Here is a 14,313-nt window from a genome sequence, read left to right as displayed (position 1 = left end):
CCATATCCGCCCCGCCCGGGAGGGATGCCCGGAGAGTCGGACCGCGACCTCGTCGCCCAGCTGGCCACCCCGGACGGGCGCGGCCGCGCCGTCGCCCTGCTGCTCGCCCGGCACTGGTCCGCCGCGCGTGACTACGCCGCCGTCTGCCTCGCCTCGCCCGGTGAAACCGCCCAGCTCGTGGCCACCGCGGCGGTCCACCAGGTGCTCGACCGGCTCGCCGCCGGCCGGGTCGGCGGCGCCCTGCGTCCGCAGATCCTCGTCGCCGTCCGTGACACCGTCCGCAGCTGGGTCGCAGACCGCGGTCTTTCCGCACTCCTGCCGGAATTGCGCAAAACCACCGGCGGCCGCGGACTGCGCGCGACCGGAGGCGGCATCCCGGAAAAGCGGCAACTCGCCGAACGCGCATTCCGTGCCCTTCCCAGCGCCGCCCAATGCCTCTTGTGGCACACCGAGGTCGAGGCCGAAGCGATATCCATACCCGCCGGTCTGCTGGCCGTGCACCCCGGCACCGCCGCGGCCGCTCTGGAACAGGCCAGGGAACAATTCCGTGCCGGTTGCGTCCGCGCCCACCGTGAACTCGCCCCCACCGACGAGTGCCGCTTCCACACCCGCCTCCTCGACGCCCCGCTGCGCCGCGGCGGACATCTGCTGCCCGACGTGCGCCGGCATCTCGCGGAGTGCCGCTACTGCCGTCAAGCCGCCGAACAGCTCAGCCACTTCGACGGCGCGCTCGACGTCCTGCTCGCCGAGACCGTGCTCGGCTGGGGCGCCCGGCGCTACCTCGACTCCCGGCCCGGGCGCGGCGCGAGCCCCGGCGTCGCGCACACGCGTCGCGGCGGACGCCACCGCGGGGCCCCGTCGCCGGGCCGTCCCACCGCCTCCGCACGGCACACCAAGGCCGCCGTGCTGGCCGGTGTCGGGCTGGCCGCTCTCGCCCTGCTCGCCACGGTGCTCGCCACCCAGAGCCGCTCCGGCGACAACGCTGTCCCCGGTGCCGGCCCCGGGCGCCGGTCCGCGCGCACATGGGGTCCGCCCGCCGCCGGGACCGGGGCCTCGACCCGTCCGGCCGGACCCGTCGCCACTCCGCGGTCGCCCGGCTCGCCCACCGCCGCCTCCGCCGTGCGCCCGGCCCCGCTCCTGAAGGGCCGGCTGCGCAACGCCGCCACCGGCCGCTGCCTCGACGCCGACGCCGGCCGGGTACGGTCCGGGGCCGCCGCCGAGCTCGCCGACTGCTCGCCGGCCGCCTCCCAGCGCTGGACGTTCGGCGCCGACGGCCGGTTGCGCAGCGCCGCAGACCCCGCCCTTTGTCTCCTCGCCGACCCGTTCGACCGCCGCGTCGCACTCGCCGACTGTGCCGACGCGGCCGCGTACGACCTCACCGTCCGCGGCGAGTTGCTCCTGCGCGGGCGGGCCGGCCTCGGCCTCGCTCCCGCGGAGGGTTCGGCCACCACGGTCACCATCGCGCCGCGGGACGCATCGGCGCGCGGGCGTTGGGTGTTCGACACCGGAACCGCGCAGGGCGGCTTGCCGCGGCCGCGATCGGACGGCCCCGCCCCGACCGACGTACCCGGTGGGCCGAGCGGGCCGAGTGAGCCGGCCGGACGACCCCGCCCCTTCCACACCCCCGGCGACCAACCCGCCACGCCGAGATTCGTCCCGGTCGTCTGCTGCGCCGAGCTGCCACCGGCCGTGCCGCGACGGCCGTCCGCCGCCGTCGCCGCGTCGGCCTCCGTCCTCTCCGGCGCGACCACCGTCGTATCCGGCACAGTCCCGCGCATCGCGTCGGCTGCCGTACCGACCGCCCCGCTCCCTCTCGTATCGGCACCCTGACCCACCGACCACCCCTCGCGGGGGCCACCCGTCCGGCGGCCCCCGCCTCTTCTTCCCACCGCCCTCCGGTCGGCATCCGGCGGACCCCCGCCTCGCCTCGTTGACTCGGGTCACCCCGAGTCGTACGTTGCCGACGCGCACGGCGTTACTGACGGGTCGTCAATCTCCGGACGCCCTCGTCGTGACGCGTGCACCGAAGGAGCGACGGCCCATGCCCGACACGGTCTCCCGGCGATCCGCCCTGACCGCGCTGAGCGGCACGATCGCGGTCGTCGCGGCGGCCGCCGGTTCCCTCTCCCTCGCTCCCCGCGCCTCCGCGCGGAGCAGAACCGGCGCCCGCATCCGCGGCCGCCGCGTCGACCACCTCCTGGGCGCGCTCACCCTCGACGAGAAGGTCAGCCTGCTGCACGGCGCCCCCGACCCGGACACGCTCGGCGAGGCCGGCTACGTCCCCGGCGTCCCCCGCCTCGGCATCCCGCCGCTGCGCCTGGCCGACGGCCCGGCCGGGGTCCGGGTCACCCGGCACGCCACCGCGCTGCCCGCCCCCGTCCTCCTCGCCTCCGCCTTCGACCCCGAGCTGGCCCGCCGCTACGGCCAGGTCATCGGCCGCGAGGGCCGCGTCCTCGGCCAGGACGTCCTGCTCTCCCCGATGGTCAACCTCATCCGCACCCCCTACGCCGGGCGCAACTTCGAGACCTTCAGCGAGGACCCGCTGCTCGCCGCCGACCTGGTCGCCGCCGAGATCGAGGGCATCCAGCGCGAGGGACTCATCGCGACGGTCAAGCACCTCGCGCTGAACAACCAGGAGAAGGACCGCATGTCCGTCGACGTGCACGTCGACGAACGCACCCTGCACGAGGTCGAGCTGCGCGGCTTCGAGGCCGCCGTCCGGGCCGGCGCCGGAGTCGTGATGGGCGCCTACAACAAGGTCGACGGCACCTACGCCTGCGAGAACGAGGCCCTGCTCACCGGCATCCTGCGCGACCGGTGGGGCTTCGACGGCTGGGTGATGACGGACTGGTACGCCGCCCACAGCACCGAGAAGGCCCTCACCGCGGGGCTCGACATGGAGATGCCGAACGGCGCGTACTTCGGTACGGCGCTGGCGGCAGCGGTGCGCGGCGGCCGTGTCGCCGAGGCCCACGTCGACCGTGCCGTACGCCGGGTCCTGGCCGTCATGGACCGCTTCGGACTGCTCGACGGCAGCGCGCCGCCCCGTCCCGAGCCGGACGCGCCTGCGGGCGCCGCCGTCGCCCTGGAGGTCGCCAAGGCCGGGGCCACCCTGCTGCACAACGCGCACGGCACCCTCCCGATCACCGCCGGCAGCATCGCGGTGATCGGCCCGACCGGCGCCCTGCCCTTCGTCAGCGGCGGCGGCAGCGCCCACGTCGTCCCCGACCACGCCGACAGCCCGCTGGCCGCCCTGCGCTCACGGGCCTCCGGCGAGGTCACGTACGCCCTCGGCGAGGACGTCTTCGGCAAGCCGGTCCCGACGGACGCGCTCAGCCCCGGCTTCACGAGCGAGCACACACGGGTCGACGCCGGGACGGCCTGGTCGTACGACGGGACCCTCACCGTGGGTGAGGCCGACGAGTGGACCTTCGTGCTCCATTTCTCCGGGGTCGCGACCGGCCGCCCCAAGGTGCAACTCGACGGCACCGAGCTGTTCCCGATCGCGTCCGGCTGGGGCGAGGCCTTCCTGGGTGGCCTGCTCGGCACCGCCCCGGACGGTCTCGCCGTACGCCGCGCCACCCTCCGGCTCACCCCCGGCGCCCACCGGCTGCGCATCACCGCACACGGCGGAACCGCGGGCCTGGAGTTCCGGCTCCGGTACGGCACCGGCGCCACCCGGGACGCGGACGTCGCCGAAGCGGTACGGGCCGCGCGCGCCGCCCACCAGGTCGTCCTGTTCGCCTACGAGGACGCCACCGAGGGCCAGGACCGGACCACCATCGCCCTGCCCGGTCACCAGAACCGGCTGATCGAGGCCGTGACCGCGGCCAACCCGCGCACCACCGTCGTCCTCAACACCTCCTCCGCCACCGCGATGCCGTGGCTGGAGCGCACCGGCGCGGTGCTCCAGATGTACTACCCGGGCCAGGAGGGCGCGGCCGCCACCGCCGCCGTCCTCTTCGGCGACTGCGACCCCGGCGGCCGGCTCACCCAGTCCTTCCCGGTCGACGACGACCACCACCCCGTCGCCGGCGACCCGCGCCGCTACCCGGGCACGGGCGGCGTCGAGGAGTACTCCGAGGGCGTCCACGCCGGCTACCGCTGGTACGACGCCGAGGGCGTGCTCCCGCTCTTCCCCTTCGGCCACGGACTGTCGTACGCCTCCTTCGCCTACGGCGATCCGGCCGCGCGCTGGACCCGGGACGGTCTTGAGGTGGACTTCACCGTCCGCAACACCGGCCGGCGCACCGGCGTCGACGTGCCGCAGGTGTACGTCGGACCCTCCCCGGACGTGCCCCTCGACCAGCCGGTGCGGCTGCTCGGCGGCTACCGCAGGCTCACCCTGGAGCCGGGGGAGCGGCGCCGGGTCACCGTGAGGGTGGCCCCGCTCACTCTGTCCTGCTGGGACACCGCCCGACACGACTGGGTGCTCGGCACGGGCCGCCGCACGGTGTGGGTCGGCGCGTCCTCCCGTGACCTGCGGCTGCGCACGAGCGCGGACGTCGGCGGATGAGCCGTGCGGGGCGCCGGCGCCCGCCGTCGGCCCGTTCCGCGGCCCGACGCCGTCGTCCGCCGACCCGGTAGGCTTCCCGACGTGCGCCTTCGCGGCGCGTACGGGGACAGGCAGGGCAGCGAAAACGGGAGGGACCGGCAGTGCACGTCCAGGAATGGCTCGACACGGTACCGGCCGGCGCCGTCTACGCGTTGGTGGCCCTCGTCATCGGGCTCGAGAGTCTGGGCATCCCGCTGCCCGGCGAGATCGTCCTGGTCTCGGCGGCGCTGCTGTCCTCCCAGAGCGGCGGCATCAACCCCGTCGTGCTCGGCGCGTGCGCCAGCGCCGGCGCCGTGATCGGCGACTCCATCGGCTACGCGATCGGCCGCAAGGGCGGACGGCCGCTGCTGGCCTGGCTCGGAAAGAAGTTCCCGAGCCACTTCAGCGAGGGGCACATCGCGACCGCCGAGCGGTCCTTCGAGAAGTGGGGCATGTGGGCGGTCTTCTTCGGCCGCTTCGTCGCCCTGCTGCGCATCTTCGCCGGGCCGCTCGCGGGCGTGCTGCACATGCCGTACTGGAAGTTCCTCACCGCGAACCTCCTCGGCGGTGTCGTCTGGGCGGGCGGCACGACCGCCGTCATCTACTACGTCGGTGTCGTCGCCGAGTCCTGGCTGAAGAAGTTCTCCTGGCTGGGCCTGGTCCTGGCGGTGCTGATCGGCCTGGGCTCGATGCTGGTCCTCAAGCGCAAGGCCAGGAAGGCGCAGCCGGCCCAGCAGGAGCCGGAACCCGTGGGCGCCGGCGAGTAGCCCCACCTCAGGGGCGCGGGGTACTCCGCGCCCCCCCCGCAGACCGCGGGCGACCCTCACGACCCCAGTGCGTCCCGGTGTGCCCGCCCGAGTTCCGCGTACATCGTGCCGTTCAGCGTCACGCCCTGCCGTTCCTCCTCGCTCAACTCCCGCCGTACCTTCGCCGGGACGCCCGCCACCAGGGAACCCGGCGGTACGACCATCCCCTGCGGCACGAGGGCCTGCGCCGCGACCAGTGAGCCCGCGCCGATCACCGCGCCGTTCAGGACCGTCGCGCCCATGCCGATCAGGCAGTCGTCCTCGACGGTCGCCCCGTGCACGACGGCGTTGTGGCCCACCGAGACGCGCTCGCCGATCGTGACCGGGAAACCGGGGTCGGCGTGCAGGGTGCAGTTGTCCTGGATGTTGCTCTGCGCGCCGACGCCGATCCGCTCGACGTCGCCGCGCAGCACCGCGCCGTACCAGACGCTCGCGCCCGCCCGCAGCGTCACGTCACCGATCACCGACGCCGTCGGCGCCACGAACGCCTCGTCGTCGACCTTCGGTTCCTTGCCGCCGATGCCGGTGATCAGCGCCTGGTGCGCCATGGGTGCCTCCTCGATCGTCGTTCGGGAGCACCGTACGCCACCCGGTGGGGTGAAGATCACAGGGTTCGGAGCTGATGGGGGTCCGGTGCGAGGTTTACGGTGAGCGGGTGCTTACGCGCAAGAACACGTTCTCGTCCTGGCGGCGCCGCCTCGCGCAGCGCGCCGTCCACGCCGGCTGGGCCTGGGTGCAGCGCACGGGCTCGGTGACGGCGGAGCAGCCCGGGCGGTTCCGCTTCGGCGCGATGGGAACAGGTACCAGGCTCGCCTTCCCGCTCGGCACGGTCTTCGGCGAACCGTGGATCCAGCTGGGCGCGCACTGCATCGTAGGCGAGCAGGTCACCCTCACCGCCGGTCTGATGCCCGATCTCGACCTCGGCTCCGAGCCGATCCTGCGCATCGGGGACGGCGTGGTGCTGGGCCGCGGCAGTCATGTCATCGCCGACACCACGGTCACGATCGGCAGCGACTGCTACTTCGGGCCGTATGTCTATGTCACCTCGACGAACCACTCCTACGACGACCCGCACGAGCCCATCGGACGGCAGTGGCCGCGGATGGAGCCGGTGGAGATCGGGCCGGGCTGCTGGATCGGCACCGGCGCGGTGATCCTGCCGGGTGCGCGGATCGGCCGGAACGTCGTGGTCGCGGCCGGCGCCGTGGTCCGCGGCGCGGTGCCCGACCACGCGGTGGTCGCGGGGGCGCCCGCCCGGGTCGTACGGCGCTGGACGCCCGAGGACGGCTGGCAGCCGCCGCTGCGCACCCCGGCGCCGGTGCCGATACCGGCAGGGGTCACGCCGGAGCAGTTGCTGGCGCTGTCCGGGCTGGACGAGGAGACGGCGGCGCGCCTCGCCGAGCTGGACGAGGAAGAGGCGGCGGGGCTGGCCCGCCTGGAGACGGACGCCTGAGCTCACGCAGCCCGGCTCACCCGGTGGCCAGCAGCAGCGTGCCCAGCAGCGCCAGGCCCGCTCCCGCCGCCTGCACGCCCCGCAGGCGTTCGCGCAGGAAGCCGCGGGCGGCGAGCGCGGTCACCACCGGGTAGAGCGAGGCGAGCACCGCGGCCACGGTGACCGGTCCATGCTGGGCGGCGACCGAGTACGTGCCGTTGGCGGAGACGTCCGCCAGCCCCACGAAGGCCAGCGCGGGCAGGGCGTCCCACGGGAAGCGGCCCTCGGGCAGCGCGGGCGCGCCCCGCTTGACCGAGACGTACAGGGCGGTGCCGCCCGCGGCCACGTTGGTCAGCCGCTGGACGAACAGCGCGAGGAAAAGTCCGGTGACGGTGGTCGACGCCTCCGCGATCAGCGCGAACACCGCGCCGAAGCCGAGCGCCGCGACCAGTGTCAGCACGATGGTCTGCCGCTGCACGGGTGCCCCCGTGCGCTGCGGTCCGCCCGCCAGGACGACGCCGCCGACGGCGACGGCGGCACCCGCGACCTGCATCAGCCCGGGCCGCTCGCCGAGCACCAGCCCCACGCCGATCGGCACGGCCACGCTCAGCGACGCGAGCGGGGAGACGACGCCCATAGGGCCGCGGGCGAGCGCCTGGTAGAAGCAGATCATCGCAACCGGGCCCACCAGCCCGGCCGCGACGGCGAACCACAGCCGCGGTCCCGCCTCGCTCCAGCCGCCCGTGGCGACCACGATCGCGCCGAGTACGGCCGCCGCGACGGTCTGCGAGACGACCACCACGGTCAGGGCCGGGGCGCGTCGCGTGAGCACCCCGCCGCCGAAGTCCGCCAGACCCCACAGCAGGCTGGTGGCCAGGGCGAAGAGTGCTGTCACGGTGCGCCTCGCAGTACAGTTCGGTGGACGATCGGGTGCAGCCCACCGTAGTTCAGTGCAGTGAACGCTGTCATTCAGAATATTTGACTTCCCGGATATTGGACGGAATGTGTCAGACCTCGACCTGCTGACCCAGTCCCTGGCGCGCAACGTCAAGCGCTGGCGTAACGAGCGCGGCTTCACGCTGGACGCGCTCGCCGCCCGGGCCGGCGTCAGCCGCGGCATGCTCATCCAGATCGAGCAGGCTCGCACCAACCCGAGCATCGGCACGGTCGTCAAGATCGGTGACGCGCTGGGCATCAGCATCACCACCCTGCTCGACTACGGGCAGGGCCCGAAGGTGCGCATCGTTCCCGAGGAGCAGGCCGTACGGCTGTGGCACACCGACGCGGGCAGCTACAACCGCCTCCTCGCCGGCACCGAGGCTCCCGGCCCGCTGGAGATGTGGGACTGGCGGCTGATGCCGGGCGAGTCCAGCCCGTCCGACCCGCACCCGGCCGGCACGGTCGAGCTGGTCCATGTCACCACCGGCGAGCTGACCCTCACCGTCGACGGCGCCGCCCATCGGATCCCGGCCGGAGCCAGCGCCTCCTTCGAGGCCAACACCCCGCACACCTACGGCAACGAGGGCGAGAAGCCGATGGAGATGATCATGGCCGTGTCGGTGCCTCTCGTGCGCTGAGACGCCCCCGCGCCCGGTGTGCCGCACTTGCTAGCGTGCGGTCATGCAGGCACCCATCGGACACTTCGACCAGGCCACTCCCGCCCCCGACTGCCTCGACGAGCTGACCCGCCCCGTCGCCGACGCCGTACGGCACTGGCGCGGCAGCGTTCCCGCCGAGCAGATCGTCTATGTCGACACCGACCCGCAGTGGGCCGACACCGCCGTCTTCGTCGAGCACTACGGCCGGGAGCTGCTGGAGCAGAGCGCGAACTGCGTCGTCGTGGCCGGCAAGCGCGGCGGTGACACCACGCTCGCCGCCTGCGTGGTCCTCTCCACCACCCGGGTCGACGTCAACGGCGTGGTCCGCCGCCATCTCGGCGTGCGCAAGGCCTCCTTCGCGTCCATGGACACGGCGACCGGGGAGACCGGCATGGAGTACGGCGGCATCACACCGGTCGGGCTTCCCGCAGACTGGCCCCTGCTGGTGGACGCGGCCGTCGTCGACCTGCCCTACGTGCTGGTCGGCAGCGGACGGCGGCGTGGCAAGCTGCTGGTGCCGGGCAAGGCGTTCGCCGAACTGCCCGGCGCGGTGGTGCTGGAGGGGCTGGGCGCCGCCTGAGGCGTCCTCGGTCCGGTCTCAGGACACCCGTGCGTGGTGGGCCAGCGCCAGGTGCGGGTCCGTCTCGCCCGGCACCGGCGCCGGGTCCGCGTGCACCAGGGCCGCCGTCAGCCGCGGCACCGCGTGCAGCAGGGCGTGTTCGGCGTCCACGGCGATCGCGTGCGCCCGGCGCACCGACACCTCGCCGTCCACGACGACCGCGACCTCGGCCCGCAGCCGGTGCCCGATCCAGCGCAGCCGCAGCTCACCCACCCCGCGCACGCCGGGCACCGTGCGCAGCGCCGCCTCCGCCCGGTCCACCAGGGCCGGGTCGACGGCGTCCATCACCCGCCGGAACACCTCGCGGCCCGCGTCCCGCAGCACCAGCGCGATCGCCGCGGTGATCGCCACACCCACGAGCGGATCGGCCAGGTCCCAGCCCAGCGCCGAGCCGCCCGCGCCCACCAGCACGGCGAGCGACGTGAACCCGTCGGTGCGGGCGTGCAGCCCGTCGGCGACCAGTGCGGCCGAGCCGATCTCCCGGCCCACCCGGATCCGGTACCGGGCCACCCACTCGTTGCCCGCGAACCCGACGAGCGCGGCCACCGTGACCGCGCCGACGTGCTCCACCGGCCGCGGATCGAGCAGCCGCCCGAGCGCCGTCCACCCGGCGAACGCCGCCGACGCCGCGATCGTCAGCACGATCACCAGTCCGGCCAGATCCTCGGCGCGCCCGAAGCCGTAGGTGAAGCGCCGGGTCGCCGCGCGGCGGCCCAGCACGAACGCGATCCCGAGGGGTACGGCCGTCAGCGCGTCCGCCGCGTTGTGCACCGTGTCGCCGAGCAGCGCCACCGAACCGGACACGGCCACCACCAGCGCCTGTGCGAGCGCCGTCACACTGAGCACCGCCAGCGAGACCCACAGTGCGCGCATACCGCGGGCGGAGGACTCCAGGGCGGCGTCCACCTTGTCGGCGCTCTCGTGGGAATGGGGGGTGAGCAGGTGGGCGAGGCGGTGACGGAAGGCAGCGTGCTGGTGCGAGTGGGGCGCGTGCCCGTCGTGCGAGTGGGGTGCGTGCCCGTCCCGCGGGTGCTCGCCGTGCCGCTCGTGGCGGTGCTCGTGGTGGTGCCGTTCGCTCACGCCTGACCCCTTCCGGTGTACGGAGGTGGACGTACCCCGCCCACGGCGCCATTATGTGCGTATGAGCGCACGCATGCACCTCTCACCTGCGGACGATGCGCACCCGCGCACCCCCGGCGAGGAACAGTTCGCGCTCGCGGCCGAACTGCTCGCGCTGCTCGGCGACCGCACCCGGCTGGCCCTCCTGCACGCCCTGGCCGCCGAGGAGGCCGACGTCACCACGCTCACCGAGGTGTGCGGGGCGGCCCGTCCGGCGGTCAGCCAGCACCTGGCCCGGCTGCGCCTGGCCGGACTGGTGACCACCCGCAAGGAGGGGCGGCGGGTGATCTACGCCCTGCGCGACGGCCATCTGCGCCGCCTGGTCGACGAGGCGCTCAGCGTCGCCGACCACCGGCTCACCGACCGGCCCCCGCACGACTGAACGCCGGGTGTCAGTAGCGCTCCGCGCCGCCCAGGTACTGCTCCGCGAACGCGGCGGCCGCCACCGGCGAGCTGAACAGCCGCCGCAGCCGGGCCAGTGCGGTGCCCGCGCGGAACGCGTCGCCCGCCGCCGCCCCGTGGTACACCTCCGACAGCCACTGCGAGAACTCCTGGTAGTCCCACACCCGGCGCAGGCACGCCTCGGAGTAGCCCGCGAGCCCGCTGTCGTCGCCCCGCGTCAGCCGCGCGAGAAGCGCGTCGCCGAGCAGGAAGGCGTCGTGCAGCGCCAGGTTCATGCCCTTCGCGGCGATCGGCGCGACGAGATGGGCGGCGTCCCCGGCCAGGAACAGCCGGCCGGACGCCATCGGCTCCACGACATAGTCGTGCATGTCCAGCACGCGCTTCTCGATCAGCGGCCCCTCGACCGGCTCCGGCGCGCCCTCGGCGGCGAGCCGCAGCCGCAACGCGTCCCACACGCGCGCGTGCGACCAGTTCTCCGGGTCGTCGCCCGGCGGGCACTGCAGGTAGTAGCGGGTCATCTCGGGGCTGCGGGGCATCTGCCCGGCGAAGCCTTGCGGATGCACGCCGAACAGCACACAGTCCGTGGACGGCGGCGCCTCGGCGAGCAGCGCCAGCCAGCCGATGCCGTAATCGTGCCGGGCCACCCGGGCCCGGCCGCCCGCCAGCGCGGTCCGCGTCACCCCGCGCGCCCCGTCGCACCCGGCGACGAACTCGCAGCGCAGCAGCCGTCGTTCACCCGTGTCGGGACAGGTGTACGACACCGACGGCCGGTCGAAGGCGACGTCGTGGACGGCCACGTCCCGCACCGCGAACCGGACGTCCCCGCCGCGCTCGTCGGCGTAGGCGCGCAGCAGGTCGCTCACCAGCAACGGCTGCGGGTACACCCAGTGGTGAAGCCCGGTCAGCTCCTCGTAGGCGAAGCGGTACCGGCCGCCGTCGAAGCGGAACTCGCACGCCGTGTGCCGCCGGGCGCCGGCCAGCAGCCTCTCGCCGAGGCCCCGCTTCTCCAGCTCGCGGACCGCCCACTCCTCGAGGACGCCCGCTCTGGGGCGCCGTTCGACGAACTGCCGGGTCTCGGTCTCCAGTACCACGCACCGCACGCCGGCGGCGGAGAGGAGGTTGGCGACCGTCAGGCCGGCGGGTCCGGCGCCCACGACGACGACGGGAACGTGCTCCAGGGCAGGGGAGTTGGGGGTCACCCCGTCATTATGGCGGCGGCCCGGCCGGTCAGCGCAGCCTGGGGATCTCGATGGCGGGGCAGCGGTCCATCACCATCTCCAGGCCCGCGTCGCGTACGCGCGCGCAGGCTTCCTCGTCGATCACCCCCAGCTGGAACCAGACAGCCCGGGCGCCCTTGGCGACGGCCTCGTCCGCGACGCCCCCGGCCAGGTCGCTGTTGACGAAGACGTCGACGACATCCACGTCGAAGGGAATGTCCGCGAGCGTGGCGTACCCCTGCTCGCCGTGCACCGTCTCCGCCTTCGGGTGCACCGGAACGATCCGCTTGCCGAACCGCTGGAGCACCTGCGCCACGCCGTACGCGGCGCGGTCGCGGTTCGCGGACAGGCCGACCACGGCCCAGGTGTCCCCCAGCTCGGTGAGGATCTTGCGGATGGTTGCCTCGTCGCCGTACACCGGCGGCCTCCCTCGGCCTCGGAAGTGGAAGTGAAACGCCTGTGTGGACCACAACGGACGAGGGGCGGCCGGGATTCCACCTGCGCGCGGACGGTGACGGGCCTAGGCTCGCTGCGTGCTGCGCATCACCGACGCCCGAACCGGCGAGTCCCTCGAGGCCGCCCCCGTACGCCGCGGCCTGACCCGCATCGAGGCACACGCGCCCGGGGACGACACCGCGTCCCTGCGGGTTCTGCTCGTCACCGACCTGCTCATGCGCGCCCTCGAACTGGGGGGTACACCCGTATGGGCGCTGTTGGCAGGCCGCAGCGGCCAGGCGGAGCTGCGCGCGAGCGCGGCGGCCCTCGGCATCAGGCCGCTGGAGGACAGCCATGACGTGGGGGCCGGCCTGGGCGAGGCCCAGGTCATCCATGTGGTGGCGGAGGGTGGTGGTGCCCCCGACGGCGTCCGGCTCGCCGTCGGGCCCGTGACACCGGCGGACGGCCTCCCCGCGGACTGGCTGCGGGCGGACGCCGACGCCGTACGCCTCGCGCTGCTGTCGGAGCCGCGCACCGGGCCGGCCCGGCTGGACCCGGACACCCTGGCCGCCGCCCGCGGCACCCTCACCCGGTGGCGCCGCGCCGTCGCCGACTGGGCGCGCCACCCCTCCCGGCCCATCCCCGAAGACGTGCGCGGCGACCTGCGCACCGCCTGGGAGGACGACCTGGACATGCCCGCCGTGCTGGACGTGCTGCGCCGGGTCGAGGCGGCCGGGCCCGACCTGCCCGAGGGCGCCCGCTTCGAGACGTACGCCTACGCCGACCGGCTGCTCGGTCTGGACCTCGTCCGTGATCTGGGGGCGGCGTGAGAGAGAGGTGGCCGGGATGAGCGCCGCTCGCTCCGGTGCCGGGCCGCTGCGCCGGCTGGTCGCCCTGCGGCACGCCAAGTCGGCACGGCCGGAGGGCGTCCCCGATCACGACCGCCCGCTGGGCCCGCGCGGCCGCCGCGACGCGCCGGCCGCCGGACTGGCGCTCGCCGGGGCGGACCTCATGCCGGACCTCGCCGTGTGCTCCACCGCGCTGCGCGCCCGGCAGACCTGGGAGCTGGCGGCCGCGCAGTGGGGCACCCCGCCGCCGGTGCGCTACGAGCGGCGCCTGTACGCGGCCGGCGCGGACGACCTGCTCGAGGTCGCCCGCGAAACCCCGCCCGTGGTGCAGACCCTCCTGCTCGTCGGACACAACCCCGGCCTGGAGGACCTCGTCCTGACACTGGCCGGGGACGGGGTCGACGACACCCTGCAGCGGGTCCGGGTGAAGTTCCCCACCTCGGCGATCGCGGTCCTGACCTGGTACGGCCGCCACTGGTCCGGCCTCGTCGCAGGCGCGGCGCTGCTGACCTCGGTGATCGTGCCCCGGGGGAGGAGGAAGTAGCGCGGGTCAGGGCGTCCCGCGGTGCGCATAGGCTGGCCGGATGCAGGACGAGTACCGCACGATCGGCCGCGCCGGGGTGCACGAGACCGAGGTCAACCGCTCCCGTTTTCTGTGTGCGCTGGCCCCGGCGGCCACCGAGCGGGAGGCGCAGGCCTTCATCGCCGCGGTCCGCAAGGAGCACGCCGACGCCACACACAACTGCTGGGCGTACGTCATCGGAGCCGACGCCTCGACCCAGAAGGCGAGCGACGACGGGGAACCCGGCGGCACGGCGGGCGTGCCGATGCTGCAGATGCTGCTGCGCCGTGACATGCGCTACGTCGTCGCCGTCGTCACCCGGTACTACGGCGGCGTCAAGCTGGGCGCCGGCGGACTGATCCGCGCCTACGGCGGCGCGGTCGGCGAGGCCCTGGACGCGCTCGGGACGATCACCCGCCGGCGATTCCGCCTGGCCACCGTGACCGTCGACCACCAGCGGGCCGGCAAGGTGCAGAACGACCTGCGGGCCACCGGCCGCGAGGTGCGGGACGTGCGCTACGGCGAGGAGGTCACCATCGAGATCGGCCTGCCGGACGCGGACGTGGACGCCTTCCGCGCCTGGCTTGCGGACGTGACGGCGGGCACAGCCGGTTTCGAACTGGGCGGAGAGGCCTACGGGGACGCATGACAATTCGGGCAAAAGCCCTGTAACTGGCCCGCTGGGGAACGGTCGTGGCGGGCCGTTACGGGAGTAACCGCCCGTGATGTCAGACCCGGCCG

At 74.4% G+C, this 14,313-nt stretch carries 15 protein-coding genes; 10 read left to right on the top strand and 5 right to left on the bottom strand.

The features are described 5' to 3' along the window. Positions 1-24 precede the first annotated feature (24 nt). From ACF1GV_RS20595 to ACF1GV_RS20585, 3 genes are all read left to right on the top strand, one after another. Complete coding sequence (locus tag ACF1GV_RS20595) at positions 25-1,830, top strand: ricin-type beta-trefoil lectin domain protein (protein ID WP_391682774.1); 1,806 nt, start codon at positions 25-27, stop codon at positions 1,828-1,830. A gap of 211 nt (positions 1,831-2,041) precedes the next feature. Next, the gene (locus ACF1GV_RS20590; protein WP_391682772.1) at positions 2,042-4,516 is read left to right on the top strand and encodes a beta-glucosidase; all 2,475 of its coding nucleotides are present in this window, start codon (positions 2,042-2,044) and stop codon (positions 4,514-4,516) included. Positions 4,517-4,656: 140 nt separating this feature from the next. Next, on the top strand, positions 4,657-5,301 hold the full coding sequence (locus ACF1GV_RS20585) for a DedA family protein (RefSeq protein ID WP_391682769.1): 645 nt from the start codon (positions 4,657-4,659) through the stop codon (positions 5,299-5,301). A gap of 56 nt (positions 5,302-5,357) precedes the next feature. Here ACF1GV_RS20585 and ACF1GV_RS20580 read toward each other — a convergent pair whose 3' ends face one another. Continuing rightward, positions 5,358-5,888, bottom strand: coding sequence for a gamma carbonic anhydrase family protein (locus ACF1GV_RS20580; protein ID WP_363265636.1), 531 nt, complete (start codon positions 5,886-5,888; stop codon positions 5,358-5,360). Between the two features lie 74 nt (positions 5,889-5,962). On the opposite strand from ACF1GV_RS20580, the gene ACF1GV_RS20575 reads away from it, so the two are divergent. Continuing rightward, positions 5,963-6,793, top strand: coding sequence for an acyltransferase (locus tag ACF1GV_RS20575; protein WP_391682765.1), 831 nt, complete (start codon positions 5,963-5,965; stop codon positions 6,791-6,793). Positions 6,794-6,809: 16 nt separating this feature from the next. On the opposite strand, the gene ACF1GV_RS20570 is transcribed toward ACF1GV_RS20575, so the two are convergent. Next, positions 6,810-7,667 (bottom strand): EamA family transporter, encoded by an 858-nt coding sequence (locus ACF1GV_RS20570; RefSeq protein ID WP_391682761.1) that lies wholly within the window; start codon positions 7,665-7,667, stop codon positions 6,810-6,812. Between the two features lie 109 nt (positions 7,668-7,776). Here ACF1GV_RS20570 and ACF1GV_RS20565 point away from each other — a divergent pair, with 109 nt between their 5' ends. Both ACF1GV_RS20565 and ACF1GV_RS20560 read left to right on the top strand, forming a co-directional pair. Beyond that, on the top strand, positions 7,777-8,349 hold the full coding sequence (locus ACF1GV_RS20565; RefSeq protein ID WP_391682759.1) for a helix-turn-helix domain-containing protein: 573 nt from the start codon (positions 7,777-7,779) through the stop codon (positions 8,347-8,349). A gap of 43 nt (positions 8,350-8,392) precedes the next feature. After that, entirely contained in the window at positions 8,393-8,950 is a 558-nt protein-coding gene (locus ACF1GV_RS20560; RefSeq protein ID WP_391682757.1) for a YbaK/EbsC family protein, read from the top strand. Between the two features lie 18 nt (positions 8,951-8,968). Here the strand turns inward: ACF1GV_RS20560 and ACF1GV_RS20555 are convergent, their stop codons facing one another. Beyond that, a complete protein-coding gene (locus ACF1GV_RS20555; RefSeq protein WP_391682754.1) occupies positions 8,969-10,069 on the bottom strand; it encodes a cation diffusion facilitator family transporter in 1,101 nt (366 codons plus the stop codon). Between the two features lie 61 nt (positions 10,070-10,130). Here ACF1GV_RS20555 and ACF1GV_RS20550 point away from each other — a divergent pair, with 61 nt between their 5' ends. After that, the gene (locus tag ACF1GV_RS20550) at positions 10,131-10,490 is read left to right on the top strand and encodes an ArsR/SmtB family transcription factor (protein ID WP_391682751.1); all 360 of its coding nucleotides are present in this window, start codon (positions 10,131-10,133) and stop codon (positions 10,488-10,490) included. Positions 10,491-10,500: 10 nt separating this feature from the next. On the opposite strand, the gene ACF1GV_RS20545 is transcribed toward ACF1GV_RS20550, so the two are convergent. Together ACF1GV_RS20545 and ACF1GV_RS20540 are read right to left on the bottom strand one after the other, a co-directional pair. Beyond that, positions 10,501-11,709, bottom strand: coding sequence for a 4-hydroxybenzoate 3-monooxygenase (locus tag ACF1GV_RS20545; protein ID WP_391682748.1), 1,209 nt, complete (start codon positions 11,707-11,709; stop codon positions 10,501-10,503). A 28-nt stretch (positions 11,710-11,737) separates the two neighbouring features. Beyond that, on the bottom strand, positions 11,738-12,145 hold the full coding sequence (locus ACF1GV_RS20540; protein ID WP_391682746.1) for a CoA-binding protein: 408 nt from the start codon (positions 12,143-12,145) through the stop codon (positions 11,738-11,740). Between the two features lie 115 nt (positions 12,146-12,260). On the opposite strand from ACF1GV_RS20540, the gene ACF1GV_RS20535 reads away from it, so the two are divergent. Genes ACF1GV_RS20535 through ACF1GV_RS20525 form a run of 3 tightly spaced genes read left to right on the top strand, consistent with a single transcriptional unit; the run spans position 12,261 to position 14,221 of the window. Continuing rightward, positions 12,261-12,992 (top strand): hypothetical protein, encoded by a 732-nt coding sequence (locus ACF1GV_RS20535; RefSeq protein ID WP_391682744.1) that lies wholly within the window; start codon positions 12,261-12,263, stop codon positions 12,990-12,992. A 16-nt stretch (positions 12,993-13,008) separates the two neighbouring features. Beyond that, a complete protein-coding gene (locus ACF1GV_RS20530) occupies positions 13,009-13,554 on the top strand; it encodes a SixA phosphatase family protein (RefSeq protein WP_391682741.1) in 546 nt (181 codons plus the stop codon). Positions 13,555-13,594: 40 nt separating this feature from the next. Beyond that, the gene (locus ACF1GV_RS20525) at positions 13,595-14,221 is read left to right on the top strand and encodes a YigZ family protein (protein WP_391682739.1); all 627 of its coding nucleotides are present in this window, start codon (positions 13,595-13,597) and stop codon (positions 14,219-14,221) included. The last annotated feature ends 92 nt before the right edge of the window (positions 14,222-14,313 follow it).

The sequence above is a fragment of the Streptomyces sp. NPDC014006 genome (assembly GCF_043088925.1).
Taxonomy (GTDB): Bacteria; Actinomycetota; Actinomycetes; order Streptomycetales; family Streptomycetaceae; genus Streptomyces.
This window is presented reverse-complemented; position numbering and strand designations above follow the sequence as displayed.

What these genes read in the sequence shown, in the direction of transcription:
- ACF1GV_RS20525 (WP_391682739.1), top strand. Translation starts at nt 13,595, where the DNA reads ATGCAGGACGAGTACCGCACGATCGGCCGCGCCGGGGTGCACGAGACC.
- ACF1GV_RS20550 (WP_391682751.1), top strand. Translation starts at nt 10,131, where the DNA reads ATGAGCGCACGCATGCACCTCTCACCTGCGGACGATGCGCACCCGCGC.
- ACF1GV_RS20530 (WP_391682741.1), top strand. Translation starts at nt 13,009, where the DNA reads ATGAGCGCCGCTCGCTCCGGTGCCGGGCCGCTGCGCCGGCTGGTCGCC.
- ACF1GV_RS20590 (WP_391682772.1), top strand. Translation starts at nt 2,042, where the DNA reads ATGCCCGACACGGTCTCCCGGCGATCCGCCCTGACCGCGCTGAGCGGC.
- ACF1GV_RS20560 (WP_391682757.1), top strand. Translation starts at nt 8,393, where the DNA reads ATGCAGGCACCCATCGGACACTTCGACCAGGCCACTCCCGCCCCCGAC.
- ACF1GV_RS20595 (WP_391682774.1), top strand. Translation starts at nt 25, where the DNA reads ATGCCCGGAGAGTCGGACCGCGACCTCGTCGCCCAGCTGGCCACCCCG.
- ACF1GV_RS20580 (WP_363265636.1), bottom strand. Translation starts at nt 5,888, where the DNA reads ATGGCGCACCAGGCGCTGATCACCGGCATCGGCGGCAAGGAACCGAAG.
- ACF1GV_RS20575 (WP_391682765.1), top strand. Translation starts at nt 5,963, where the DNA reads ATGGGGGTCCGGTGCGAGGTTTACGGTGAGCGGGTGCTTACGCGCAAG.